The organism is Palleronia aestuarii (genome assembly GCF_003253995.1).
Taxonomy (GTDB): Bacteria; Pseudomonadota; Alphaproteobacteria; order Rhodobacterales; family Rhodobacteraceae; genus Palleronia; species Palleronia aestuarii.
This window is the reverse complement of record NZ_QKZL01000017.1, coordinates 1-22,580: the sequence shown is the minus strand read 5'-3', so window position 1 is coordinate 22,580 and position 22,580 is coordinate 1. Positions and strand designations below refer to the sequence as shown.

Sequence of the window (22,580 nt, the reverse complement as noted above, 5' to 3'; positions counted from 1 at the left end):
CCGCCATATGTCGCGGAACCCGCCTGCAAGGAAAGATCCCGCCATGGCCGACGAAGACGACGAAATCATCCTCTCCGAACTCTCCGACGAGGATCTCGTCCTGCAGATGCACGACGATCTCTATGACGGGCTGAAGGAGGAGATCGAGGAGGGGGTGAACATCCTGCTCGAGCGCGGCTGGGAGCCCTACCGGGTGCTCACCGAGGCGCTGGTCGCGGGCATGACGATCGTGGGCCGGGATTTCCGCGACGGCATCCTCTTCGTGCCCGAAGTGCTGCTCGCCGCGGGCGCGATGAAGGCGGGGATGGCGATCCTGAAGCCGCTCCTCGCGGAGACCGGCGCGCCCCGGATGGGCAAGATGGTGATCGGCACGGTCAAGGGCGACATCCACGACATCGGCAAGAACCTCGTCTCGATGATGATGGAGGGCGCGGGTTTCGAGGTCGTCGATATCGGCATCAACAACGCCGTCGAGAAGTATATCGAGGCGATCAAGGCCGAACAGGCCGACATCCTCGGCATGTCGGCGCTGCTGACCACCACGATGCCCTACATGAAGGTCGTGATCGACACGATGAAGGCCGAGGGGATCCGCGACGATTACATCGTCCTCGTGGGCGGCGCGCCGCTCAACGAGGAATTCGGCAAGGCCATCGGCGCGGACGCCTATTGCCGCGATGCCGCCGTGGCGGTGGAGACGGCCAAGGAATTCGTGCAGCGCAAGCACAACCAGATGCGGGCCGGGGCCTGAGCCCCGGCGGGGCCGGTCAGCCGGTCCCGTCGCCCGATCCCGTCGCGGACCCGTCCGGCATGAGCCAGATGTCGGTCGCGTCCGGATGCGCGCCGGCCGCGGTCAACATGGCGTGGATCTGTCCGCGGTGATGGGTCTGGTGATTGAAGAGATGGAGAAGGAGCAGGCGACGGGGCCGGGTCACGGTCCGGCCGGTCGCGCCCGAGAACCAGGCGAGATCGCCCTCCGGGCCCGCCGCCGGCAGCGCGGTCGCCCAGTGCAGGATGTCCGCGTCGAGCGCCGTGCGCTGCCTGCGGAAATCGCTCCAGTCGGCGGCGAGTCCGGTCGAGTCCGCGATCCCGCCCGGCGGCACCTCCGCCCCGGTGAAGCGCGCGAGCCAGACCGCGTCGGCCCAGAGCAGATGGGAGAACGTGCGGCGGATCGTTCCGAAGAAGGCCCCGCGGTCGCGGTCGAGATCGCCTTCGGGAAGGGTTTTGGCCGCCGCGAGAAGGCTCGCGTTCTGCCACGCATTGTACCGCGCCATCGTCACGGCATAGGGTCTGTCCGTCATCTCTTCCCGCTCCCGCCCATGCCCGGACCGAGGTGAGACCGTGCCGCGGAAGGCGTCAAGCGCCGCGGGGCCGCGCCGCTCTTCACGAATCGCCTCCGCGGCCCCACCTTGGACGGGAAGGAGATGCCCATGCCCCTCGACAGATTCGTCCTGATCCTCGTCTGCGTGATCGGCGCGGCCGGCCTCACGATCTGGCTCGGCGCGATCGTCTCGGCGAGTTTCGCCTTTCCGATGGGCTGGTTCGCCCTCGTCCCGACGCTTCTCGTCCTCTACGTCCTCTGGCGCGTGGTCTCCGACCGGCTGCGAAGCGCCGAGGACGACCGCTACGACCGCACGAAGCGCTGAGATGATCGTCGTGACGACGGATGGGGTGCCGGGCCGGGCGATCATCGAGGCGCTCGGGGTCGTGCGCGGCTCCACCGTGCGGGCCAAGCATGTGGGCAGCGACATCGTGGCCTCGTTCCGCAACCTCGTGGGCGGCGAGGTGCGCGAATACGCGCAGCTTCTCGCGGGGGCGCGGGAGCAGGCCTTCGACCGGATGGTGGCGGAGGCGAGGGCCCTCGGCGCGGATGCCGTCGTCGCCGCGCGGTTCGAGACCTCGACGATCCAGAACGGCGCGTCGGAGGTGCTGGCCTACGGCACCGCGGTGCGGCTCGGGCCCGCGCCGTGACGGAGGCGCCCTCCCCCGTCACCCTCACGCGGGAGGGGCTCGCGCCGGAGGGACGCGGGCGGATCCTGCTTCTGGCCTGCGGGGCGCTCGCGCGGGAGATCCTGGCGCTCAGAGAGGCGAACGGGTGGGACCACATGGATCTCGCCTGCCTGCCCGCGATCCTGCACAACGCGCCCGAGAAGATCGCGCCGGCCGTGCGCGAGGCGGTGGGGCGGCACCGGGCCGCGTATGACGCGATCTTCGTCGTCTATGCCGATTGCGGGACCGGGGGCGATCTTGCCCGCGTCTGCGCGGAGCTGGGCGTGGAGATGGTCGCGGGGCCGCATTGCTATGCCTTCTTCGAGGGGGTCGCGCGGTTCGAGGCGCAGGCGGAGGAGGAGTTCACCGCCTTCTACCTCACCGATTTCCTCGTCCGGCAATTCGACGCCTTCGTGATCCGCCCGCTCGGGCTCGATCGGCATCCGGAGCTCAGGGACGCCTATTTCGGCCATTACGAGAAGGTCGTGCATCTCGCACAGGTGGACGATCCGGACCTCGCGCGGGCCGCGGAGGCGGCGGCGGCGCGGCTCGGCCTCGCCTTCGAGCGGCGGCTGACGGGCTACGGCGATCTGGCGACGGCGCTCGCCGCGCGGGCATGAGGGGTCAGTCGCCCGCGCTGCGGTTCAGCCATTGGGCGGGGTCGTGGACGATCGTGGTCGCGCCGAGCTCCGCGATCGCCTCGCAGCGGTCGCGGTTGTCGGACGGATCGGGCACGCCGATCGCGTGATTGCGGATGTAATCCGCGACCTCTTGGGCCCGGTCGAAGGCCGGATAATAGAACCCCATGTCGCGGTCGCCGCGCATCCGGTCGAACATGTCCACGCAAACGAGGAGGTACCGCCGCCCCGACGCGCGGGCGGCGTCACATCGGCTGTCGAAATCGAAACCGAGCTTGAGGCTACCCCGCATGGGCGGAGACGGCGCGGATGCGCTCCACCATCGCCCTGAGACCGTTCGACCGTTGCGAGGAAAGATGCTCGTCTAGGCCGAGGCGGGCGAGTTCGGCCTGGGCATCGACGGCGCGTACCTCCTCGACCGGCAGGCCCGCATAGAGCGCGTGGAGGACGGCGATAAGGCCCTTGACGATCATCGCGTCGCTGTCGCCCGCGAAGTCGAAGCGCCCCGCCTCGAGCGAGGGGACGAGCCAGACCTGGCTCGCGCAGCCCTCCACCTTGGTTGCGGGCACCTTCATCGCGGGATCGAGGGGCGCGAGGTCGCGGCCCATCTCGATCACGTGGCGGTAGCGGTCCTCCCAATCCTCGAGGAAGGCGAAGGTGTCGGCGATGTCTTCGAAGGCTGCGGTGGCCATGTCTGTCCCCGGATCGTTCCCATCCCACCTATGCGGCGGGCGGCGTCGCGGCAAGCGTGGGGCGCGTGCTTTTCAAGCGCCCGGCGATCGGGTAGTCGGGAGGCTCACGGGGCTCTGACGGGACGACCCATGCGCACGACACTCCTTCTCGCAGCGGGCCTCCTGGCCCTCGTCCCGGCCTGCGGGCGGCTGGCCGATTCGCCGCTCAACCCGTTCGGATGGCTGCCCGAGGCGCGGCCCGCCGCGGTCACGCTCGGTGCCGACGCGGCCGCCGATCCGCGCCCGCTCATGGACCAGGTGGCCGCGCTCGCCGTCACGCCCGCGCCGGGCGGCGTCGTGATCCGCGCGACCGGGATCGCGCCGGCGCAGGGCTGGTACGACGGGGCGCTCGTCCCGGTGCCGACCGCGCTTCCGAGCACGCTCGCCTTCGCCTTCCGCGCGGCCCCGCCCGCCACGCCTGCCCGCGTCTCCACGCCGCGCTCGCGGGAGGTGACGGTGGCGCTCTTCGTGCCGGAGGCCGAGATCCGCAGGGTGCGGGAGATCCGCGTCTCGGGCGCGCGGAACGCGCAGGCCGTCTCCCGCTAGGGCCGCGTCATTCGGGGCCGCGACGGCGCGGCGCCCGTTCAGCCGAGATCGAAGACCACGACGTCGCCGCCCTTGGCCACGAGACCGGCACGGCCCTCGACGAGCTTCATGGCGTCTTCTCCGAACACCTTGCGCCGCCAGCCCGAAAGCGCGTGCACGTCGAGTTCGCCCGCCGCGATCATGTCGAGATCGGACGAGGTGGCGATGAGTTTCTGCGCCACGCCCGATTGCTCCGCCTTCGCCTTGAGAAGGACCCGCAGGAGGTCCGCCAGCGCCGGGTTGATCTGCAGGTGGTCGCGCGACCCGTCGATGCGGGGATAGTCGGCGGGCTCGACCTCCATACCGGAGCGGATCGCCGCGAGGATTCCGTCGGCGATGTCGCCGCGCCGCGCCTCGCGCAGCAGCAGGCGGGAGCGGCCCAGATCCTTCTCGTTCTGCGGCTTGGTGGAGGCGAGCTCGACCAGCGCGTCGTCCTTGAAGACGCGGCTGCGCGGCACGTCGCGCTCCTGCGCGTAGCGTTCGCGGAACTCGGCGAGCGCGGCCACGATGGCGAGAAACTTGCCGGAATTGGTGCGCGTCTTGACCCGCCGCCACGCCTCCACGGGATCGACGCGGTAGGTGGCGGGATCGGTCAGGACCGACAGCTCCTCCTCGACCCAGTCGGTGCGCTTCGACCGGGCGAGCTGCGTCGAGAGCTGCTCGTAGATCACCCGCAGATGGGTGACGTCGGCGAGCGCGTAGGATTTCTGAGCATCGGTGAGCGGGCGGCGCGACCAGTCGGTGAACCGCGAGGACTTGTCGATGCTCGCCTTCGCGATCTTCCGTACGAGCGTCTCGTAGCCCACCTGCTCGCCGAAACCGCAGACCATGGCGGCTACCTGCGTGTCGAAGAGCGGCGCGGGGATCACGCCCCCCTCGACGCAGAAGATCTCCAGATCCTGCCGCGCGGCGTGGAACACCTTGACGACGGAAGTGTCGCGGAAGAGCGCGTAGAGCGGATCGAGCGACAGCTCGCCCTCGAGCGGGTCGACGAGCACCGCGTCCTCCTCCGCATCTCCCGGGATCGCGATCTGGATCAGGCAGAGTTTCGCGTAATAGGTCCGCTCGCGCAGGAATTCCGTATCGACGGTGACGTAGGGGCTCTTCGCCGCCCGGTCGCAGAAGGTCTGCAGGGCGTCGGTAGTGGTGATCGTGATCATGCGTCCGGTCTTGTCCTCGCTCCATCCCGCCCCCGCGACATCCTCTGATAGGCGGTGATGGCGGGGAAGGAAAGCCTCAGCGAAGATGGAGCGGCGATCGTTCGCCACGCGCGAAACGCTCCAGCACGGCCGGATAGAGGCGATGCTCCGCGGTAAGGACGCGGGCCGCGAGGCTCTCGGCGGTATCGTCCGGCGCGACCGGCACGCGCGCCTGGCCGAGGAGGGGTCCGCTGTCGAGCGCGGCGGTGACCTCGTGGACGGTGCAGCCCGCCTCCGTATCTCCGGCGGCGAGCGCGCGGGCATGGGTGTGAAGGCCGGGATAGAGCGGCAGGAGGGAGGGGTGGATGTTGAGCATCCGGCCCTCCCACCGCGCGACGAAGCCGGGCGTCAGGATGCGCATGAACCCCGCGAGGCAGACGAGCTCCGTATCCGCCGCGAGAAGGCGCGCATGAAGCGCATCCTCGAACGCCTCCCGGCCCGGGAAGGCACGGTGGTCGATGGCGTCCGTGGCGATGCCGCGCGCGCTGGCCTTCTCGAGCCCGCCCGCATCGGGGCGGTTCGAGAGGACGAGGACGGGCCGCGCGGGATGGGCGCCGGTCATGCTGTCGACGAGCGCCACCATGTTCGACCCGCCGCCGGAGAGCAGGATGGCGACCCTGAGGCTCACCCGGCCCGTCCCGAATAGCTGACACCCTCCCCCGCGACGACGTGACCGAGGCGCGCCACCCGCTCGCCCGCTTCCGTCAGGAGGGACGCGAGCGCGTCGGCGCGGTCTGGGGCCGCGACGACGACCATGCCGATCCCGGCGTTGAAGGTCCGCAGCAATTCGTCCTCCGCGATCCCGCCCTGCTCGGCGAGCCAGCCGAAGACCGCGGGTCGTTCCCACGCGGAGAGGTCGATCTGTGCGCCGCATCCCTCGGGCAGGATGCGCGGCAGGTTCTCCGTCAGGCCGCCGCCGGTGATATGGGCGAGCCCGCGGACGCCGCCCGCGCGGATCGCGGCGAGCGCGGGGCGGACATAGAGGCGCGTGGGCGTCAGGAGCGCCGCGCCGAGCGGGCCGTCCGCGAAGGGCGCGGGGGAGTGCCAGCCGAGGCCCGTATGCTCCACGATCCGGCGCACGAGCGAGAAGCCGTTGGAATGGACCCCGTCGGAGGCGAGCCCGAGGAGGACGTCGCCTTCGGCCATGCCCGCGGGAAGCGCCGCGCCCCGCTCCATCGCGCCGACGGCGAAACCCGCGAGGTCGAAATCGCCCGCCTGGTACATGCCCGGCATCTCCGCCGTCTCGCCGCCGATGAGCGCGCAGCCCGCACGGGCGCAGCCCTCCGCGATGCCCTCGATCACCTCGGCCGCGCTGTCGGTGTCGAGCTTGCCGGTGGCGAAGTAGTCGAGGAAGAAGAGTGGCTCCGCCCCCTGGCAGACGAGGTCGTTGACGCACATCGCGACGAGGTCGATGCCGACGCCGCCGAGTGCCCCGCTGTCGATTGCGATCCTAAGCTTGGTGCCGACGCCGTCGGTCGCGGCGACGAGGACCGGGTCGTCGTAGCCCGCCGCGCGCGGGTCGAAGAGCGCGCCGAAGCCGCCCAGGCCCGCCATCGTGCCGGGCCGGTCGGTGCGCTTCGCGGCGGGCTTGATCCGCTCCACGAGCGCGTTTCCGGCGGCGATGTCGACGCCCGCCCCGGCATAGGTCATCCCCTTGGTCATCCGCGTCTCTCCGCCATCGCCTTGCCCGCCGGCGGGGTAGACCATCGCCCCCTCCACCGCAACGCCCTAGCCCGCGGCCTTGACCGGGGCCGCGTCTCTGTTAATCCCGTCTGGTGGCGGGCCTGTAGCTCAATTGGTTAGAGCAGAGCGCTCATAACGCTTTGGTTGGGGGTTCAAGTCCCTCCGGGCCTACCAAATGCCGTCACATCTTCCCCTGTGTTGGGGGAAGGATCGTTCGACGAACCTTAAGTTATATGGTCCGTCAATTTCCGTTCGGCGTTTGCCGCGCTGGGGACGCCTGCGATCTCCATGTCCACGTTGGCATAGCGGTCGGGGTTTTTCCGGATATCGCAGTGCCCGCTCACGGTCGCGACCGAGCCGCCGCGATCTTGCCGGAGGGGGTCATCTTGCGAGCAAGACGTGCCCGAACTCGATATTCCGCGCATCTGCGAAGAATGCGGCTCCCGACATGGGATCACGTCGGGAGCGCTCTGCGGTTGGGCCCGGCGCTACTCGGGGGTCGCGCCTTTCGTTTCCCGCTCGACGTTGCGGTTCCAGATCGACTGGTCCACGCCGTCGCCGAGTTCCGGGTAATCCGCGATTCTGAACAGCGGCTCCTTGCCGGCGCGCCGTTGTGCGAAATAGTCCCGTGTGAGCTTCGCGACGGTCTTGGACAGGATCAGGATCGCGACGAGGTTCACCGTGGCCATCAGCGCCATGGAGGCGTCGGCGAAGTTGAACACCGTCGTCACCGCCTGCACGGAGCCCCAGACGACCATCAGGACGACGAGCGCCTTCAGCACCAGCAGCGGAATGCGCTTGCCCATCCCGAGGAACTCCATCGCGTTCTCGGCATAGGAGTAGTTCCCGATGATCGAGGTGAACGCGAAGAACAGGATCGCGATGCCGACGAAGATGGGGCCGAAGGCGCCGATATGCTGTTCGAGCGCGATCTGCGTCAGCGCCATGCCGGTCGGGGCTCCCTCGGAATAGTCCACCACGCCTGCGAGCAGGATCATCAACGCGGTCGCGGTGCAGATGACGAGCGTGTCGATGAAGACGCCGAGGCCCTGGACGAGGCCCTGGCTCGACGGGTGGTGCGGATCGGGAACGGCGACCGCGGCGATGTTGGGCGCCGACCCCATGCCGGCCTCGTTCGAGAAGAGACCGCGCTTCACGCCGTTGAGTAGCGCGGCCATCAAACCACCCGTGAAACCGCCCGCCGCCGCCTCGAACCCGAAGGCCGACTTGACGATCAGCGCCAGCATCGCCGGAACCTCGGTGATGTTGATGAGGACGATGACGAGCGCCACGAGGATGTAGAGACCCGCCATGCCCGGCACGACCTTTTCGGCGACACGCGCGATCGACTTGATGCCGCCGAAGATCACGACACCCGCGAGGGCGCCGATGACGAGGCCGGTCGCGAGCTTGGGGATCGCGAACGCCTCTTCCATCGCGACGGAGATCGAGTTCGCCTGGACGGCCGAGAAAATCAGCCCGAAGCTGAGGATGAGGCAGACCGAGAACACGTAGCCCATCGCGTTCGACCCGATGCCCTTCGACATGTAGAAGGCGGGGCCGCCGCGATACTGCTCGTCCGCGTTACGGACCTTGTAGAGTTGCGCGAGCGTCGATTCGGAATAGGCCGTCGCCATGCCGACGAGCGCCACCATCCACATCCAGAACACGGCCCCCGGCCCGCCGAGATAGATGGCGACCGCGACGCCGGCGAGGTTGCCGGTGCCGACCCGGCTCGCCAGCGAGATCGTGAGCGCCTGGAACGGAGAGATGCCCGAGGCGGAGGTCTCGCGGGAGGATCTGATGACCCGGAAGAACTCGGGGAAATGACGGAATTGGAGGAATCCCGTCTGCCATGTGAAATACAATCCCACTGCCAGCAATCCGTATACGAGCACATAGCCCCACAGGATCGTGTTCAGGAAATCGACGATTGCCGTCATCAGAATGCCCCTCTTCGTTATCACGCAAGTGTTAACAGCGCAGGTTCTGGGAGAAAGCCCTCATTTTCGGACGGCGCCCCGAGAGGGTGAGGACGCCGTCGCTTCTTCCCGAACGCCTCATTCGCCCGGCGCGCGGAACGTCCATCAAACCAATGAAAGATCAGGCGCCGTCGATCCGGGTTTCGTTCGGCGGTGGCGCGACGATTACCTGCGTGGGGTGGCCGAGAAGCCGCGTGAGCGCGGCACCGGGCGGTGCATCGGTGATCAACGTGCCGATTTCCGAGCATTCCGCGACCCGGGACAGGAAGGTCCGGCCGAACTTGCTGCTGTCGATCAGAAAACGGCATTCCGCGCTCTGGCGCATCATGGTCCGCTTGATCGCGTCGAACCCCTCGACGATCTCGGTCACGCCCTTCTCGCCAAGGCCCGCGCCGCCGAGGTAGCAGGCATCGACGTTGTAGCCCGACAGATACTCGCATGCTTCCGTGCCAACGATCGCCGCCTCCTCGGGCATGTAGGTGCCGGGCGCGAGCCGAATGCGGGCGGCCCGGCTCTGGCCGAGTACCATCGCGACCTGAAGCGAATTCGTGATCGCCGTCACCCGTCGCTCCGCCAGGGAAAGCGCACGGGCGAACTCCATCGTCGTGGTGCCCGCATCGATCATGATCGTGTCGCCGTCCGACACGAAGGAGGCCGCGAACCGGCCGAGCTGCTCGCGTATGGTGACACGTTCGAGCCGACGTTCGTGCATGTCGCGGTGACCGGGCACGGGCGCGGACGCGCCGCCATGGGCCCGTGTCAGCAATCCCTCCGCGCCGAGCGCGTCCATGTCGCGACGAACGGTTTCGGTCGTGACGCCGAACCGTGCGGCCAGTTCGGTGACCCGGACGTGGGGACTCATGCGCAATGCCAGCAGGATCTGCCGGCGCCGTTCGGCTTTTCCGAGCCGTTTCGGTGACGGCATGTCGCTCACTCCCGTTCTTGCCCGCGTCTGCGCAACCCCACCCTTATTGTGGCTATCGCCAGATTTCCAACATCTAGATCTTGCATATCCCAAACTTTGATGCTGTCTTCGACGGCAGACGCCCCAGCGGGGCAAGATTCCTCGGGAGGAGGACCCAAAATGTACCAGGCCAAGCTTTTCGCGGGCACCGCGCTCGCCGTGCTCGTATCCGCGGCCCCGGCCACCATCGCGCAGGAAGATTGCGCGAACCGTGGCGCGCTCGACGCGCAATATTGCGACGCGGACGGCGATCTCGTCGCCGACGCGCCCCAGGACGAAAGCGAGCTCCAGGATCCGGGCACGCTCGTCTTCGCCTACACGCCGGTGGAGGATCCGGCGATCTACGAGGATATCTGGACGCCCTTCATCGAGCATCTGGAGGAGGTGACGGGCAAGGACGTGCAGTTCTTCGCGGTCCAGTCGAACTCCGCCGAGGTCGAGGCGATGCGCTCGGGGCGGCTCCACATCGCGGGCTTCTCCACCGGGCCCACGCCCTTCGCGGTGAACCTCGCGGGTGCGGTACCCTTCGCGATCATGGGCGCGGATGACGGTCGTTTCGGCTACACGCTGCAGGTCTTCACCCAGGCCGACAGCGAGATCGAGGAGATGCCGGATCTCGCGGGCAAGCGGGTGGCCCACACCTCGCCCACCTCGAACTCGGGCAACCAGGCGCCCCGCGCGCTTTTCCCCGATCTCGGCGTCGTTCCGGACGAGGATTACGAAGTCACCTATTCGGGCAGCCACGATCAGTCGATGCTGGGCGTCGTCGCCGGCGACTACGATGCGGCGCCCGTCGCCTCCGAGGTCGTGGAGCGGATGGCCGAGCGCGGCCTCTACGACCCGGAGGACGTGCGCATGGTCTGGGAGAGCGAACCGTTCCCCACGACGTCCTATACCTATGCCCACGACCTGGCGCCTGAGCTGAAGGATAAGATCGAGGAGGCGTTCTTCTCCTTCGACTTCGCGGGCACGGAACTGGGCGAGGAGTTCCAGGGCGTGTCGAAGTTCATTCCCATCACCTACGAGGATCAATGGGCGGTGATCCGCCAGATCCAGGAGGCGAACGGCGTCCAGTACACGCCCGAAGGCCTGGCCGCGGAATGATTTCGGCACCAGTGGGGCGGCGTGGCGACGCGCCGGCCCAAGGGCGGAGCGTGCAATGCTGAAGATCACCGACCTCGTGAAGCGCTACGGCGGCGGCGACCCCGTCCTCAAGAATCTCGACCTGATGATCGAGGGCGAGAGCGTCGTGTCGATCATCGGATCGTCAGGCGCGGGGAAGTCCACGCTCCTGCGCTGCATCAACCGGCTCGTGGAGCCGACCTCGGGCTCGATCGAGCTGAACGGGACCGAGTTGACGAAGCTGCGCGGAAAGTCCCTGCGCGCCGCGCGGCGCAAGATCGGGATGGTGTTCCAGGGCTTCAACCTGGTGGATCGCCTGACGGTGATGGAGAACGTGCAGTCCGGGCGTCTGGGCTACATCTCCACCTTCGCGGCGATCACGCGCCGCTATCCGAAGGAAGATGTCCGCCGGGCCTTCGAACTGATGGAGCGGGTGGGCATCGCGCAATACGCCGACACCCGGGCCGACCAGCTTTCGGGCGGCGAGCGGCAGCGGGTGGGCGTGGTGCGCGCGTTGATGCAGGATCCCGAGATCCTGCTGGCCGACGAGCCCACCGCGTCCCTCGACCCGAAGACCTCCGAGCAGATCATGGGGCTCCTGCGCGACCTCGCGGGCGAACTGAAGCTGCCGGTGCTGATCAACATCCACAACGTGACCGAGGCCAAGGAGTATACCGACCGCATCGTCGGGATGCGCTACGGCCGGATCATCTTCGACGACAAGCCGGCCGCGCTCGACCGGGAGGCGATGGACCGGATCTATTCCGGAAGCCCGCATGCCGATCGCAGCGAGGACATGAGGGAAGCGTCGTGAGCGAAACCCGCGACACCTGGCAGAAGCCGCCCTTCATCGCCAATCCGGTGATCCGCTGGGCCGTCTATCTCGGCGCTGCCGTCTACTTCCTCTGGGTGGGCGCCACCATGCCCATCGACTGGGCCCGCGTGGCCGACGGACTTGGGCGGGCCGGACGGATCTTCGGCGGAGCCTTTCCGCCGAGCTTCGAGCGCTCGGGCCTCCTGATCGACGGGTTCCTCGAAAGCCTGAAGATCGCGATCCTCGCCACCACCGGAGGCGTGCTGCTGTCGATCCCCATCGCGTTCATGGCGGCGCGCAACGTCGCCCCCCTGCCCGTCTACTATATCGGGCGGTTCGTGATCATCGTCGCGCGCAGCTTCCACCCGGTGATCGTGGCCATCATCTTCGTCAAGGCGGTGGGTTTCGGCCCCTTCGCCGGGGTGCTGACGCTCATCGTCTATTCCATCGGTTTCGTCGCCAAGATGCTGGCCGAGCGGATCGAGGAGATCGATTTCGGCCAGGTGGAGGCGATGCGCGCGGCGGGCGCGCCGTTTCTGTCCACCATGTTCTACGCCATCTTTCCGCAGATCATGCCGCGTCAGATCGGTCTGACCATCTACCAGCTCGATTCCAACCTGCGCGCCTCGGCGGTGGTTGGGATCGTGGGCGCGGGCGGGATCGGCGCCACGCTCGCCAACGCATTCGGGCGCTACGATTACGACTTCGCCCTCGCCATCACCATCGTGATCGTGGGCGTGATCCTTATCTCCGAAGGGGTCAGCGGCATGATCAGGAAGCGCATCGGATGAGCAGCATCGCAGAACAGTTCGGGCGTGAGGACTGGACCCGGTTCACCCCGAAACAGCGCTGGCGGCGTTTCGCGATCTTCGCGGCCTGCGCGCTGGCCATCGCGTGGTCGCTGTCCTCGATCGAGGTCGTCTGGGCCTGGGTCTGGGGCGCCCCGGCGCAGATGGGCGATCTCTTCGGCCGGATGTATCCGCCCGACACCACGAACCTCGCGGAGATCCTCCGCATCCTGTGGCAGACGGTGAACATCGCCACCTTCGCCACGGCGCTCGCGACGCTGATGTCGTTGCCCGTGGCCTATCTCGCGGCGCAGAACACCACGCCCAACCAGGCGACCCTCTGGCTGGGGCGGCTGATCCTCGTGACCTCCCGCTCGGTCAACACGATCATCTGGGCGCTCCTCTTCGTGGCGATCTTCGGCCCCGGCGTTGTGGCGGGCATCGTGGCGATCATGTTCCGCTCTGTAGGCTTCATCGGCAAGCTCCTCGGCGAAGCGATCGAGGAGATCGACAAGCGGCCGGTCGAAGCGCTCGAGGCGACCGGTGCGTCACGCTTCAAGGTGATCGCCTACGCCATCGTTCCGCAGGTCATGCCGACATTCTGGGCCGTCGCGATCCTGCGCTGGGACATCAACCTGCGGGAATCGACCGTGCTGGGCCTCGTCGGCGCGGGCGGGATCGGCATCATCCTGCAGGGCGCCATCGACACCTTCAACTGGCCGGAGGCGGCCACGGTCCTTCTGGCGATCCTCGCGCTGGTGATCGTGGGAGAGGTTGTTTCGGCCTTCCTGCGGCGCCGCATCCTGTGAGCGTCCCGACGGTCGCGGATCCGGCCCGCGCATTCGAAACCTATCTCAGGGTGCGCCCGCGCCTGCCGGAGGCGTCGTTCCCCGCGACATGGCAGGCGGTCGAATCCCTGGAGGATATCGCGGACGCGTTCGACCTGATCCTCCTCGATGCCTACGGGGTGCTGAACGTCGGCGAACGACCGATCCCGGGCGCGGCGGACCGGATCGCGTCCCTCCGGTCCATGGGCAAGCGGGTGATGGTCGTCTCGAACTCGGCCGGCTACCCGAAGCGCCGCATGATGGAGCGCTACACCGAACTCGGCTTCGACTTCTCCCCGTCGGAAGTCGTGACCAGCCGGGAGGCGCTTCTCGCCCATCTCGCGGCTTCGTCACCGCGACGCTGGGGGGTCATGATGAACCTCGCGACGCCCGACGAGGAATTGGCCGACCTCGACATCGACCACATGGACGAAGACCGTGCGGCCTACGACGATGCTGTCGGCTTCCTGCTCATCGGATCGGAGGGCTGGACCGATACCCGGCAAGCGCTGCTCGAATCCTCCCTGCGCGCCAATCCGCGTCCGATCCTCGTCGGCAATCCCGATCTCGTCGCGCCCCGCGAAATCGGCCTGACGCGGGAGCCCGGCTATTTCGCCCATCGCCTGATCGACCGGACGGGTCTGAAGCCCCGTTTCTTCGGCAAGCCGTTCCCCGAAATCTTCGACCTCGCCGTGGCGCGGCAATCGGTTGCTCACACGCGCGTGCTCATGGTGGGCGACACCTTGCATACGGACATCCTCGGGGGCCGTCATATGGGGTTCGCCACGGCTTTGGTGACAGGGCATGGATCGCTGGCGGAGCTGGATGCGGGCGAGGCCATCGAGCAGTCCGGCATCGTGCCCGACTTCGTTCTCAACCAGATCTGATTGCCGGGCCGATCGGGCCTCTCGCGGAACCCGAGGCTTTTTACCGCTTCGCTCACAGTCTCTCACCCGCTCGGGACAAGGGCCGTGCCTGCGAGAAGGCCACCGATCCGGAACTGTTCCATGTGGGGCCTCGATGCGAGAGCGCAGTTCATATTGGTGCCACCGTTGGCCCCTGCAACCCGGAAGACCCGGCATTGGTCGTTATGCCTGATCGCGACCATTCAGGCGATGTCGTTCAGTGTTCGGGAGTGCTGACGGTCAGTGCCGCCGCAGTTCGGGCGATCTATAAGGAAGTATCTGGAAGGAGGCGGGCGTGGAAATCCTCACATACGACGACAAGGAGAGCATGGGGCGCGGCGCGGCCGAGGACGGCGCGGCGGCGATCCGGAGGGCCATCGAGGCCGATGGAAAGGCCGCGATAGTGGTCGCGACCGGAGCCAGCCAGTTCGAGATGCTGCAGCGTCTGGTTCGTGCGGATCTCGACTGGGGAAAGGTCACGGCCTTCCATCTCGACGAGTATGTGGGCCTTCCGATCGACCACCCGGCGAGCTTCAGGGGCTATCTCCGGAGCCGTTTCGTGGACCCTCTGGGCGATCTGGGGGACTTCGTGGCGGTGAACGGGGACGCGGACGATCTGGATGCCGAGATCGCGCGATTGAACGAGCGCATCTCCCGCGAGGACATCGCGGTCTGCTTCGCGGGGATCGGCGAGAATTGTCACCTGGCCTTCAACGACCCGCCGGCGGATTTCGAAACCGATAGCCCCTACCTCGTCGTCGAACTCGACGAGGCATGCCGCCGGCAGCAACTCGGCGAGGGGTGGTTCGCGTCGCTGGACGAGGTGCCCGGCCGCGCGATCTCGATGTCGATCCGCCAGATCCTGAAGGCACGCGATATCGTCCTGACGGTCCCGGACGAACGCAAGGCCAGTGCGGTGAGCGCGGCGATCGACGGCCCCGTCACGAACCGCTCTCCCGCGTCGATCCTGCAGACCCATGGAAACGTGCGCATGCATCTCGATCCCGAAGCCGCAAGCCTGCTGACGATACCGTCATGAGAAGCGAAGGCCGCACGCATTTACAGGAATCCCGCGGATGCCATGGTGTCGGGACGGACCTTATCCCCGATCCAGTCGGATAACGACGCCGCGCGAACGCTAAAGTCTGGTGCTCCCGAAGAGAGCGATCCTCCAGCGGTGCGATCATGCCTTGATAGCCGCCCTCACCGAACATCGGTTTCGGCTCCGTCACACCGGATCGGGGGCGACCATCTCGGGAGGGCGTTTGCGGCGGGATTCGCGGATCAGGGGAACGGTATAGAGTACGAGCGCAGCCCAGATCATCGGGAAGGCGATCATCCGCGCGGTTCCGAACGGCTCGCCGAAGACGAAGACGGCGGTCAGGAAGATCATCGTCGGCGCGATGTATTGCAGAATACCGATCGTCGAGAGCCGCAGCAGCTTTGCCCCCGTGGCATAGACGATCAACGGCACCGCCGTCACCAACCCCGCTCCCAGCAGGAGCCACGTATCCTGCGCCGATCCCGTCGCGAAATGGCCTTTGCCGCTCATGCCCATCCACGCGATCAGCGCCAGTGCGGGCGGGGTCAGGAGCATCACCTCGAGAAAGAAGCCCTGCGCCGATCCGACGGGGAGACTCTTCTTGAAATAGGCGTAGAAGCCCCAGCTGAATGTCAGCCCCAGTGCCACGACGGGCACCTGCCCCGCCGCGACCGTCAGCACTACTACCGCCACCGCCGCCAGCGCGATCGCGAGTATCTGTGCGCCCCGTGGCCTTTCGCCGAGCAGCAGGGCCCCGAGGCCGACGCTGAAGAGCGGATTGATGTAGTAGCCGAGTGCCGCGTCGAGCGTGTGGCCCGAAGCGATCGCCCAGACATAGACTCCCCAGTTGATCGAGATCAGCGCCGCGGTCACCGCCGCCATGCCCAGCGTCCGGGGGTTGGAGAGGGCCGCACGGATATCGGCGGTGCGCCGCATCGCGAGCAGGATCACGGCCGCGATGGGAACCGACCAGATCACCCGGTGGGCGATCACCTCGATCGGCGGGACGTGGGCGAGCGCCTTCATGTAGAGCGGCAGGAACCCCCACATGACGTACGCGGTCACGGCAAGTGCAAGGCCGCGGGGGCTGTCTTCGTTGGTCGCCGTCATCGTCTTCCCCTGCCTGCGCCGCTCGTCGTTTCGGCCAGTACCTGCCGAACCCGAGACACGCCAGTCGAAGGAGCGCCTTATGCTTCGATGCGGGGCACGAGACGTCGTCTCCTCCGTGCCGTATGGCCGATGGGAGGGAAGCGACGCGCGGCTTCGTTCGAGGCGGCGTTCGAGCAGGAGGCCTTACAGCACGTACCGGGCTCCGCCTCCGGCTCGTGGACAAGGACCATCTGCGGCCCTGCCGGGCGGCGGCTCGACATGGTCGGCCGAACCGGCATGACGATCCTGCAAGCCGTCCGGATGGCCGGAAGAACCTGAGGTGCGCGAGATCGCGTGGACGGAACCGGGAGCACCACGGTCAAGCCGCTTTGCATGTCCGTCGGTGGAAGATAGTAAGCGGCTCATGGCATGCTGTAGCGACCTCGCTTCGTCGCGGGGAATACGAGGGGGTGCCCCGCGGCCGGCACCCGAGGTTCTTTCGCGGGCGGACGCATCACCGCCCCCACGGGCGTCCTTCGATGCCGGACGAAGCCATGTCGGCACCGATGCCCCGAAAATTCCCCAGGATGGAGAAGCGCCCCGTCGTACGGTCCGGATCAAGGCGTTCGCGCTCGAGACGGTGACGGTCACGAACGCCCGCTTTGCCGCCTTCGTCGTCGCGTCGGGCTATGTCACGGAAGCCGAGCGCTTCGGTTGGGCCCCGGTCTTCCGGCCGCTGATGGCGCAGCCGGAGAGCCTGCCGCCGTCTCAGGGTGGGCTGCCCTGGTGGTTTCCCTGCGAGGGTGCCTACTGGGCGCGGCCGGAAGGTGACGAAAGCGACGTGACCGATCGCATGGATCACCCCGCCGTGCATCTGAGCTGGGCCGATGCGTGCGCTTTCGCCGAATGGGCGGGCGGGCGTCTGCCGAGCGAGGCGGAATGGGAACATGCCGCGCGCGGCGGCCTCGAGGACCCCCGGTTTCCGTGGGGTATGCGCGAGCCGGATGATACGGAATTCCAGCCCGCGAATATCTGGCAGGGCCGGTTCCCGCATCACAACAGTTGCGCCGACGGATGGTTCGGGACGGCGCCCGTCGGCAGCTTTCCCGCCAATGGCAGCGGTCTCTTCGACATGGCGGGCAATGTCTGGGAGTGGACGTCGACGCCGTTCCAGGTCAGGTCGAACACGCGCGCGGCGCGTCAGCGCAACGAGGAGGCGCGCAGGTCGAACCAGAAGGTCGCCAAGGGCGGCAGCTTCCTGTGCCACGCGAGCTATTGCTACCGGTATCGGATCGCCGCGCGGTCGGGGATCGTTGCCGACAGCGGCACGTCCAACACCGGATGTCGCGTCGCCTATACCCTGTAAGGAGAAGGCGCGCGCCCGTGACGACTGCGGCCCGGCACGGTTTCGCGCCGGATGTATCTCGTGGCCGCCGTGTGTTGCACTCTGGCGTCGTTCTGGCAGGCGATGGTCGCGAAAGTCGTCAGGCTAGCCCGCGCGATGACGGCTTTCGCGTCACCGTCAGTAAGGGGCCGTCCGCTCCGGACCCGCGCCGGAAACGAGCATCATCGCGGAAAAGGCGCGCTGCATGAGGTCGCACTTGACCGCGGCGTGTTCGGGATCGCTCCAGAGATCGTCGAACTCCTTCGGATCCGTCTGCAGATCGAATAGCTCGCCCACATCCTCGAGGCCATGATAGACGTTCAGCTTGTACCGGCCGTCAAAGAACATGCTCGCCCGGGTCTGCTGCCCGCCCGGCATGCCGAGCGCATCGAAATACTCACAGAGAACGTATGGCTTGTGGGTATCGGCGGGCACGTCGCCCGTGAGCATCGGATGGAGCGATTTTCCCTGCATGCCCTGCATCTTCGGCAGGCCGGCCGCCTCGAGGAGGGTCTCGGGGATGTCGATCAGCTCCACGAGCGCCTCCGAGACGACACCCTCGCGGAATTGTCCGGGCCACGAGAAGATCATCGGCACGCGGGTCAGGCCCTCGTAGAAGCGCGCGCCCTTGTAGATCAATCCGTGATCGCCGAGCATCTCGCCGTGATCGCTCATGAAAAGGACGATCGTATCGCGCGTCTGGCCGGTTTCGTCGAGTTCGGCGACGAGGGCGCCCACCATGTCGTCGACCATCGCGATCATCGCGTGATAGCAGGCGCGGATGTACTTGCCGTCGTAGATCTCGGGGGGCGTGTCGTGGTTCGCCCCGTCCGGCCGGGCGGGCGCGGTCCGGAAGCCGGGGGAATTCGGGTCACCCGCGCGGGGATCGACGGCGACCTTCGATTGCTGGTCGACGCCCGTGAAACGCTCCTGATGGGCGATGTCGCTTTCCCGGAAGATCGGCGGCGGCATGTCGGCGCGGTCGAACCGCTCGAGATACGAGGCCGGCGGGTCGAAGGGCGGGTGCGGGTCGAACAGATTGATGGTCAGGAACCACGGCGTGTCCGCATGGCGCCGGATGAAGTCTCGGGCCCGCTCGCCGGCCCATGTCGTCTGGTGATGCTCCGCCGCCGCCCCGGGGCCATAGACCCGCGCCGGATCGTGCAGCGACTTCGCATCGACGCCCTTCTCGACGAGCCAATCCTGGTAATCGTGCCCCTCGTCCCAATCCGCATCGGGATGATGGCTCCAGTAGAACTCGGAATAGCCGTCATGTTCGGGGCGTGCTTCGACCATGCCCTTGGCGCGGGAGAGATGGAACTTGCCGATCAAGCCCGTCTCGTAACCCGCGTCGCGGAAGGCCTTGGGCACGAGGGGGATATCCTCGCGAAAGCCGATATTTCCGTTGCGATGGTTCTGGTGTGCGATCGGATAGCGGCCGGAAAGGAAGGACGCGCGGGACGGCGTGCAGATCGGGCTCTGGCAATAGGCGCGATCGAACGCCGTACCCCTGGCGGCCAGCGCGTCTATGTTCGGCGTCCGAGCCCCGGCATGACCGAGGAAGGAGAGCGTATCCCATCGCTGCTGGTCCGTGCAAATCCAGAGGACGTTCGGTCGCCGCATGTCGGTAATCCTGTCGTTCAATTCATCTCTCCAAGACGCTGCCCGTTCGCGTCGAAGACGTGGATCTTCTCGCCGAAGCCGATCCGTACCGTCTCGCCACGCGTGATCTCGGTCTCCCCGCCCGCGCGGACGATCAGCTGGTCGTGCGCGCCCGCGCCCGCGAAGCTCACGCGGACGATCGCCTCGAAACCGAGCTCCTCGACCGCGACGACCTCGGCCGGGATGCCGTCCGGCCCGATGGAGAGATGTTCGGGGCGGATGCCCAGCGTCACATGCCCGTCCGGAAGCGTCCCGATCGCCGGGCTCAATTCCGCAGGCAAGGGAAACGCGTGATCTCCGGCCAAGATCGCATCGCCCCTGATCTCGGCCGGGATGAAGTTCATCGCGGGCGTGCCGATGAAGCCCGCGACGAACTGGTTCGCGGGACGGCTGTAGAGCTCGCGCGGCGCGGCGCATTGCTGGAGCGTGCCGTCCTTCATCACCGCGACGCGATCTCCCATCGTCATCGCCTCGACCTGGTCGTGGGTGACGTAGACGGTCGTGACGCCGAGCCGGGCCTGGAGGTCGACCATCTCGGCGCGGGTCGCGTCGCGCAATTTCGCGTCGAGGTTCGAGAGCGGCTCGTCCAGCAGGTAGACCGAGGGCTGGCGCACGATGGCGCGGCCCATGGCGACGCGCTGGCGTTGACCGCCCGAGAGCTGCGACGGCTTGCGATCGAGATATGCGCTCAGCTCGAGCGTCTCCGCCGCCGCCTTCACCCGCGTCTCGATCTCCGAAGGGCTCCGCTTCTCGAGCCGCAGCGGAAAGCCGATGTTCTCGGCCACGGTCATGTGCGGGTAGAGCGCGTAGGACTGGAACACCATGGCGATATCGCGTTCCTTGGGCTCGAGATCGTTGACCACCCGGTCGCCGATCCTGAGTTCACCCGAGGATATGGATTTCAGGCCTGCGATCATCCGGAGGATCGTCGATTTGCCGCAGCCCGATGGGCCGACCAGAACCAGGAACTCCCCGTCCCGGATATGCAGGGTAAGATCGTCGACGGCCGTCATGCCGTTCCCGTAGATCTTGCTCATGTTGGTGATTTGGATTTCAGCCACGGGACGGATCCTGTTTCTTGGCGGTGCGGGCTGTCGCGGGAGCGGGGACCTGTCTCATCCCTTGACGGCGCCGCCGGTGAGGCCCGCGATCATGTAGCGTCGCACGAAGAAGCCGAACACGATGGCGGGAATGACGATGAACATCGAGGCGGCGGCGATCTTGCCCCATTCGGTCCCCTCGAAGGCGAGGAAGTTCACGATCGCCACCGGAAGCGTGACGACGTCGCGCCGCGTCAGGACGAGGGCGAAGAGGAACTCGTTCCACGAGAAGATGAACGCCAGCACGGACGAGGCGAGGATGCCGCCCTTGAGAAGGGGCAGGTCGACGAGCAGCAATGTCTGGAGCGGCGTGGCGCCGTCCACCCGTGCGGCTTCCGCCAGGTCGCGTGGAATGGCACGCCATATCGGCGTCAGCATCCAGATGATGAGCGGAACGTTGAAGATGAGGTGGACGATGATCAGCCCGATGCGCGTATCGATCAGGTCGAGCCGCCCGTAGATCACGAAATAGGGCAGCAGATACACCATTCCCGGCACCATCCGGATCAGGAGGATCGTCAGGAGGGCGTTGTGCCTTATCGGTCCGGTGAGGTTGCGCAGCGCGAAGGCAGCCGGGATGGCGATGACGAGCGACAGCACGACGGCGCCCGTCGAGACGATGAGGCTGTTCATAATTGCCGAGAGGAAATCGCTGTCGGTGAAGACCTCGCGATAGGCCTCGAAAGTCGGGGTAAAGAGGAGTTTGGGCGGCGTCGCGAAGGCGTCGAGCCGGCTCTTCACGGAAAGCGTCGCGAGCCAGAAGAACGGCAGCACGATCACCAAGCCCCAGAAGATGCCGAAGGCGTAGAGGGCCGTCCGGATCCGGCGATTGGTCGGGTTCATGCCGCATCTCCATCGGATTCGGCGCCCCGGAGAAGAAATCCGGTCGAGGGCGCGAGGATGGCCACGAGGATGGCGAGGAAGGACAGGATGATCGCCGAGGCGTACCCCACCTGCAGGAATTCGAACCCCGAAATGAAGGCGTAGTAGTTCGTCGTCTCGGTGGAGCCCGCGGGTCCGCCATTCGTCATCACGTAGATGATCGGGAAGATCGCGAGGCCTTCCATGATGCGGAACACGATCACGACGACCGCCGTGTCCCTCAGAAGCGGCAGCGTGACGAAACGGATCTGCTCCGACCACGTCGCGCCGTCGATGCGCGCCGCCTCGTAGAGATCCTTGGGGAAGGTCTGCATCGCCGTGTAGAACATGATCGTGACGAAAGGCGTCCAACCCCAGACGGCGGCGATCACGATGGCGGTCAGCGCGGAGGACGGGTTCGACAGCCATTGTGGACCGTCGATGCCGATCGCGCCGAGGTAATGGTTGATGCCGCCCAGCTGCGGCGTGAACAGCACCTTCCACATCAGGCCCATGACGATGGGCGGGAAGAACATGGGCACGATGAAGATGACCCTCAGCCAACCGAGACCCGGCAGGCGCTCGTTCATCACGAGGGCCAGGCAGAAGCCGAAGATCAGCTGGAACACCAACGGGCCGAAAATGAGGATGCCGCTTTGCCAGAGGCTTCTGAGGAAGCGGTCGTCGGACAGGAGATCGACGTAGTTCTCGAACCAGACGAACCGGGGCCCGCTGAGGCTCGAGTATGAGAGGGACGTCATGCTGAGCGTGATCGAGAAGATCAGCGGCAGGATCGTCAGCACGATCACGGTCGCCAGGGCCGGGAGGAGGAACCTCCGGTAGCCCCGGTTCCTCGCGGCGCGGGCCCGGCGAAGAAGCGCCTTGTCGAGGCCTTGTTGCGCAAATCTCCTGACGGAGGGACTTCCCCTTTCTTCGTTTGAGGTCAGCCGACGGGCTGCGTGACGGGGATGCCGAGGGCGGTGAAGCGGTTGAGGATGGCGATGCGAACTTGGAGTTCGGCGGTCTGGCGGTCGAAGTCGCGGGACATGAGCTTCTGACCGAGGAGCTTCATGCAGTTCATCTTGGTCTCGACGCGGCTTCGACGGTGGTAGCCGGACCACCTTCTCCAGAGCGTCCGACCGAAGCGTTTGATGGCGCGCAGGGCGTCGTTTCTCGCACCTGCCCCCGGGCTGTCTTTCTTCCATGCTTTGGCGT

25 protein-coding genes, 1 tRNA gene and 1 pseudogene are annotated in these 22,580 nt (G+C 66.9%); 13 read left to right on the top strand and 14 right to left on the bottom strand.

The window, feature by feature from the left end; translation table 11 throughout:
* Positions 1–43: 43 nt before the first annotated feature.
* Positions 44–751, top strand: a complete 708-nt coding sequence (locus LX81_RS15590; RefSeq protein ID WP_111538249.1) for a cobalamin B12-binding domain-containing protein — start codon at positions 44–46, stop codon at positions 749–751.
* A gap of 16 nt (positions 752–767) precedes the next feature.
* Here LX81_RS15590 and LX81_RS15585 read toward each other — a convergent pair whose 3' ends face one another.
* Positions 768–1,301, bottom strand: coding sequence for a DinB family protein (locus tag LX81_RS15585; RefSeq protein WP_111538248.1), 534 nt, complete (start codon positions 1,299–1,301; stop codon positions 768–770).
* Between the two features lie 129 nt (positions 1,302–1,430).
* Between LX81_RS15585 and LX81_RS15580 the strand changes: the two genes are divergently transcribed.
* Genes LX81_RS15580 through LX81_RS15570 form a run of 3 tightly spaced genes read left to right on the top strand, consistent with a single transcriptional unit; the run spans position 1,431 to position 2,609 of the window.
* Positions 1,431–1,646 (top strand): hypothetical protein, encoded by a 216-nt coding sequence (locus LX81_RS15580; RefSeq protein WP_111538247.1) that lies wholly within the window; start codon positions 1,431–1,433, stop codon positions 1,644–1,646.
* Position 1,647: 1 nt separating this feature from the next.
* Positions 1,648–1,971: a YbjQ family protein gene (locus LX81_RS15575; RefSeq protein WP_111538246.1), complete on the top strand. Its 324-nt coding sequence runs from the start codon at positions 1,648–1,650 to the stop codon at positions 1,969–1,971.
* Positions 1,968–2,609, top strand: a complete 642-nt coding sequence (locus LX81_RS15570) for a DUF1638 domain-containing protein (RefSeq protein ID WP_111538245.1) — start codon at positions 1,968–1,970, stop codon at positions 2,607–2,609. The genes LX81_RS15575 and LX81_RS15570 overlap by 4 nt, the downstream gene beginning before the upstream one ends.
* 4 nt (positions 2,610–2,613) lie before the next feature.
* Here the strand turns inward: LX81_RS15570 and LX81_RS15565 are convergent, their stop codons facing one another.
* Positions 2,614–2,919: a hypothetical protein gene (locus LX81_RS15565; protein WP_111538244.1), complete on the bottom strand. Its 306-nt coding sequence runs from the start codon at positions 2,917–2,919 to the stop codon at positions 2,614–2,616.
* A complete protein-coding gene (locus LX81_RS15560; protein WP_111538243.1) occupies positions 2,909–3,319 on the bottom strand; it encodes a SufE family protein in 411 nt (136 codons plus the stop codon). The genes LX81_RS15565 and LX81_RS15560 overlap by 11 nt, the downstream gene beginning before the upstream one ends.
* 129 nt (positions 3,320–3,448) lie before the next feature.
* On the opposite strand from LX81_RS15560, the gene LX81_RS15555 reads away from it, so the two are divergent.
* Positions 3,449–3,904, top strand: a complete 456-nt coding sequence (locus LX81_RS15555; RefSeq protein WP_111538242.1) for a hypothetical protein — start codon at positions 3,449–3,451, stop codon at positions 3,902–3,904.
* A gap of 38 nt (positions 3,905–3,942) precedes the next feature.
* Here the strand turns inward: LX81_RS15555 and rnd are convergent, their stop codons facing one another.
* From rnd to purM, 3 genes are all read right to left on the bottom strand, one after another.
* On the bottom strand, positions 3,943–5,103 hold the full coding sequence (rnd, locus tag LX81_RS15550; protein WP_111538299.1) for a ribonuclease D: 1,161 nt from the start codon (positions 5,101–5,103) through the stop codon (positions 3,943–3,945).
* A gap of 76 nt (positions 5,104–5,179) precedes the next feature.
* Positions 5,180–5,770 carry a phosphoribosylglycinamide formyltransferase gene (gene purN / locus LX81_RS15545; RefSeq protein WP_111538241.1) on the bottom strand — a complete coding sequence of 197 codons (591 nt, stop codon included), beginning with the start codon at positions 5,768–5,770 and terminating at the stop codon, positions 5,180–5,182.
* On the bottom strand, positions 5,767–6,849 hold the full coding sequence (purM, locus tag LX81_RS15540; protein WP_373280288.1) for a phosphoribosylformylglycinamidine cyclo-ligase: 1,083 nt from the start codon (positions 6,847–6,849) through the stop codon (positions 5,767–5,769). Before purM ends, purN begins: the two co-directional genes overlap by 4 nt.
* A gap of 73 nt (positions 6,850–6,922) precedes the next feature.
* Between purM and LX81_RS15535 the strand changes: the two genes are divergently transcribed.
* Positions 6,923–6,999 (top strand) — tRNA-Ile (locus LX81_RS15535).
* Between the two features lie 314 nt (positions 7,000–7,313).
* Here LX81_RS15535 and LX81_RS15530 read toward each other — a convergent pair.
* Complete coding sequence (locus tag LX81_RS15530; protein ID WP_111538240.1) at positions 7,314–8,768, bottom strand: alanine/glycine:cation symporter family protein; 1,455 nt, start codon at positions 8,766–8,768, stop codon at positions 7,314–7,316.
* A gap of 160 nt (positions 8,769–8,928) precedes the next feature.
* Positions 8,929–9,732, bottom strand: a complete 804-nt coding sequence (locus LX81_RS15525; RefSeq protein ID WP_111538239.1) for a DeoR/GlpR family DNA-binding transcription regulator — start codon at positions 9,730–9,732, stop codon at positions 8,929–8,931.
* Positions 9,733–9,891: 159 nt separating this feature from the next.
* Between LX81_RS15525 and phnD the strand changes: the two genes are divergently transcribed.
* The 6 genes from phnD (at position 9,892) to LX81_RS15495 (ending at position 15,266) form a co-directional block, all read left to right on the top strand.
* On the top strand, positions 9,892–10,875 hold the full coding sequence (gene phnD, locus LX81_RS15520) for a phosphate/phosphite/phosphonate ABC transporter substrate-binding protein (RefSeq protein WP_111538238.1): 984 nt from the start codon (positions 9,892–9,894) through the stop codon (positions 10,873–10,875).
* 55 nt (positions 10,876–10,930) lie between these two features.
* Positions 10,931–11,707: a phosphonate ABC transporter ATP-binding protein gene (gene phnC / locus LX81_RS15515; protein ID WP_111538237.1), complete on the top strand. Its 777-nt coding sequence runs from the start codon at positions 10,931–10,933 to the stop codon at positions 11,705–11,707.
* Complete coding sequence (gene phnE, locus LX81_RS15510; RefSeq protein WP_111538236.1) at positions 11,704–12,498, top strand: phosphonate ABC transporter, permease protein PhnE; 795 nt, start codon at positions 11,704–11,706, stop codon at positions 12,496–12,498. Before phnC ends, phnE (LX81_RS15510) begins: the two co-directional genes overlap by 4 nt.
* On the top strand, positions 12,495–13,304 hold the full coding sequence (gene phnE, locus LX81_RS15505; RefSeq protein ID WP_111538235.1) for a phosphonate ABC transporter, permease protein PhnE: 810 nt from the start codon (positions 12,495–12,497) through the stop codon (positions 13,302–13,304). The genes phnE (LX81_RS15510) and phnE (LX81_RS15505) overlap by 4 nt, the downstream gene beginning before the upstream one ends.
* Entirely contained in the window at positions 13,301–14,209 is a 909-nt protein-coding gene (locus LX81_RS15500) for an HAD-IIA family hydrolase (protein ID WP_111538234.1), read from the top strand. Before phnE (LX81_RS15505) ends, LX81_RS15500 begins: the two co-directional genes overlap by 4 nt.
* 313 nt (positions 14,210–14,522) lie before the next feature.
* Positions 14,523–15,266: a glucosamine-6-phosphate deaminase gene (locus tag LX81_RS15495; protein WP_211322789.1), complete on the top strand. Its 744-nt coding sequence runs from the start codon at positions 14,523–14,525 to the stop codon at positions 15,264–15,266.
* A 189-nt stretch (positions 15,267–15,455) separates the two neighbouring features.
* On the opposite strand, the gene rarD is transcribed toward LX81_RS15495, so the two are convergent.
* Entirely contained in the window at positions 15,456–16,379 is a 924-nt protein-coding gene (gene rarD, locus LX81_RS15490; protein WP_111538233.1) for an EamA family transporter RarD, read from the bottom strand.
* Between the two features lie 439 nt (positions 16,380–16,818).
* Between rarD and LX81_RS15480 the strand changes: the two genes are divergently transcribed.
* Positions 16,819–17,724 (top strand): SUMF1/EgtB/PvdO family nonheme iron enzyme, encoded by a 906-nt coding sequence (locus LX81_RS15480; RefSeq protein ID WP_234822643.1) that lies wholly within the window; start codon positions 16,819–16,821, stop codon positions 17,722–17,724.
* Positions 17,725–17,880: 156 nt separating this feature from the next.
* Here LX81_RS15480 and LX81_RS15475 read toward each other — a convergent pair whose 3' ends face one another.
* The 5 genes and pseudogenes from LX81_RS15475 to LX81_RS15455 all read right to left on the bottom strand — a co-directional run.
* Positions 17,881–19,365 (bottom strand): sulfatase family protein, encoded by a 1,485-nt coding sequence (locus tag LX81_RS15475; protein WP_146259449.1) that lies wholly within the window; start codon positions 19,363–19,365, stop codon positions 17,881–17,883.
* A gap of 17 nt (positions 19,366–19,382) precedes the next feature.
* Positions 19,383–20,465: an ABC transporter ATP-binding protein gene (locus LX81_RS15470; protein ID WP_211322788.1), complete on the bottom strand. Its 1,083-nt coding sequence runs from the start codon at positions 20,463–20,465 to the stop codon at positions 19,383–19,385.
* 54 nt (positions 20,466–20,519) lie between these two features.
* Complete coding sequence (locus LX81_RS15465; RefSeq protein WP_111538229.1) at positions 20,520–21,347, bottom strand: carbohydrate ABC transporter permease; 828 nt, start codon at positions 21,345–21,347, stop codon at positions 20,520–20,522.
* Complete coding sequence (locus LX81_RS15460) at positions 21,344–22,168, bottom strand: carbohydrate ABC transporter permease (RefSeq protein WP_146259448.1); 825 nt, start codon at positions 22,166–22,168, stop codon at positions 21,344–21,346. Before LX81_RS15460 ends, LX81_RS15465 begins: the two co-directional genes overlap by 4 nt.
* 140 nt (positions 22,169–22,308) lie before the next feature.
* Positions 22,309–22,580 (bottom strand): annotated as a pseudogene (locus LX81_RS15455) (IS5/IS1182 family transposase); the annotation flags it as partial.

Bases quoted from the DNA above. Each gene is read 5' to 3' on its own strand.
- LX81_RS15590 (WP_111538249.1), top strand. From the start codon at position 44: ATGGCCGACGAAGACGACGAAATCATCCTCTCCGAACTCTCCGACGAG.
- LX81_RS15585 (WP_111538248.1), bottom strand. From the start codon at position 1,301: ATGACGGACAGACCCTATGCCGTGACGATGGCGCGGTACAATGCGTGG.
- LX81_RS15580 (WP_111538247.1), top strand. From the start codon at position 1,431: ATGCCCCTCGACAGATTCGTCCTGATCCTCGTCTGCGTGATCGGCGCG.
- LX81_RS15575 (WP_111538246.1), top strand. From the start codon at position 1,648: ATGATCGTCGTGACGACGGATGGGGTGCCGGGCCGGGCGATCATCGAG.
- LX81_RS15565 (WP_111538244.1), bottom strand. From the start codon at position 2,919: ATGCGGGGTAGCCTCAAGCTCGGTTTCGATTTCGACAGCCGATGTGAC.
- LX81_RS15560 (WP_111538243.1), bottom strand. From the start codon at position 3,319: ATGGCCACCGCAGCCTTCGAAGACATCGCCGACACCTTCGCCTTCCTC.
- LX81_RS15555 (WP_111538242.1), top strand. From the start codon at position 3,449: ATGCGCACGACACTCCTTCTCGCAGCGGGCCTCCTGGCCCTCGTCCCG.
- rnd (WP_111538299.1), bottom strand. From the start codon at position 5,103: ATGATCACGATCACCACTACCGACGCCCTGCAGACCTTCTGCGACCGG.
- purM (WP_373280288.1), bottom strand. From the start codon at position 6,849: ATGGTCTACCCCGCCGGCGGGCAAGGCGATGGCGGAGAGACGCGGATG.
- LX81_RS15530 (WP_111538240.1), bottom strand. From the start codon at position 8,768: ATGACGGCAATCGTCGATTTCCTGAACACGATCCTGTGGGGCTATGTG.
- LX81_RS15525 (WP_111538239.1), bottom strand. From the start codon at position 9,732: ATGCCGTCACCGAAACGGCTCGGAAAAGCCGAACGGCGCCGGCAGATC.
- phnD (WP_111538238.1), top strand. From the start codon at position 9,892: ATGTACCAGGCCAAGCTTTTCGCGGGCACCGCGCTCGCCGTGCTCGTA.
- phnC (WP_111538237.1), top strand. From the start codon at position 10,931: ATGCTGAAGATCACCGACCTCGTGAAGCGCTACGGCGGCGGCGACCCC.
- phnE (WP_111538235.1), top strand. From the start codon at position 12,495: ATGAGCAGCATCGCAGAACAGTTCGGGCGTGAGGACTGGACCCGGTTC.
- rarD (WP_111538233.1), bottom strand. From the start codon at position 16,379: ATGACGGCGACCAACGAAGACAGCCCCCGCGGCCTTGCACTTGCCGTG.
- LX81_RS15475 (WP_146259449.1), bottom strand. From the start codon at position 19,365: ATGCGGCGACCGAACGTCCTCTGGATTTGCACGGACCAGCAGCGATGG.
- LX81_RS15465 (WP_111538229.1), bottom strand. From the start codon at position 21,347: ATGAACCCGACCAATCGCCGGATCCGGACGGCCCTCTACGCCTTCGGC.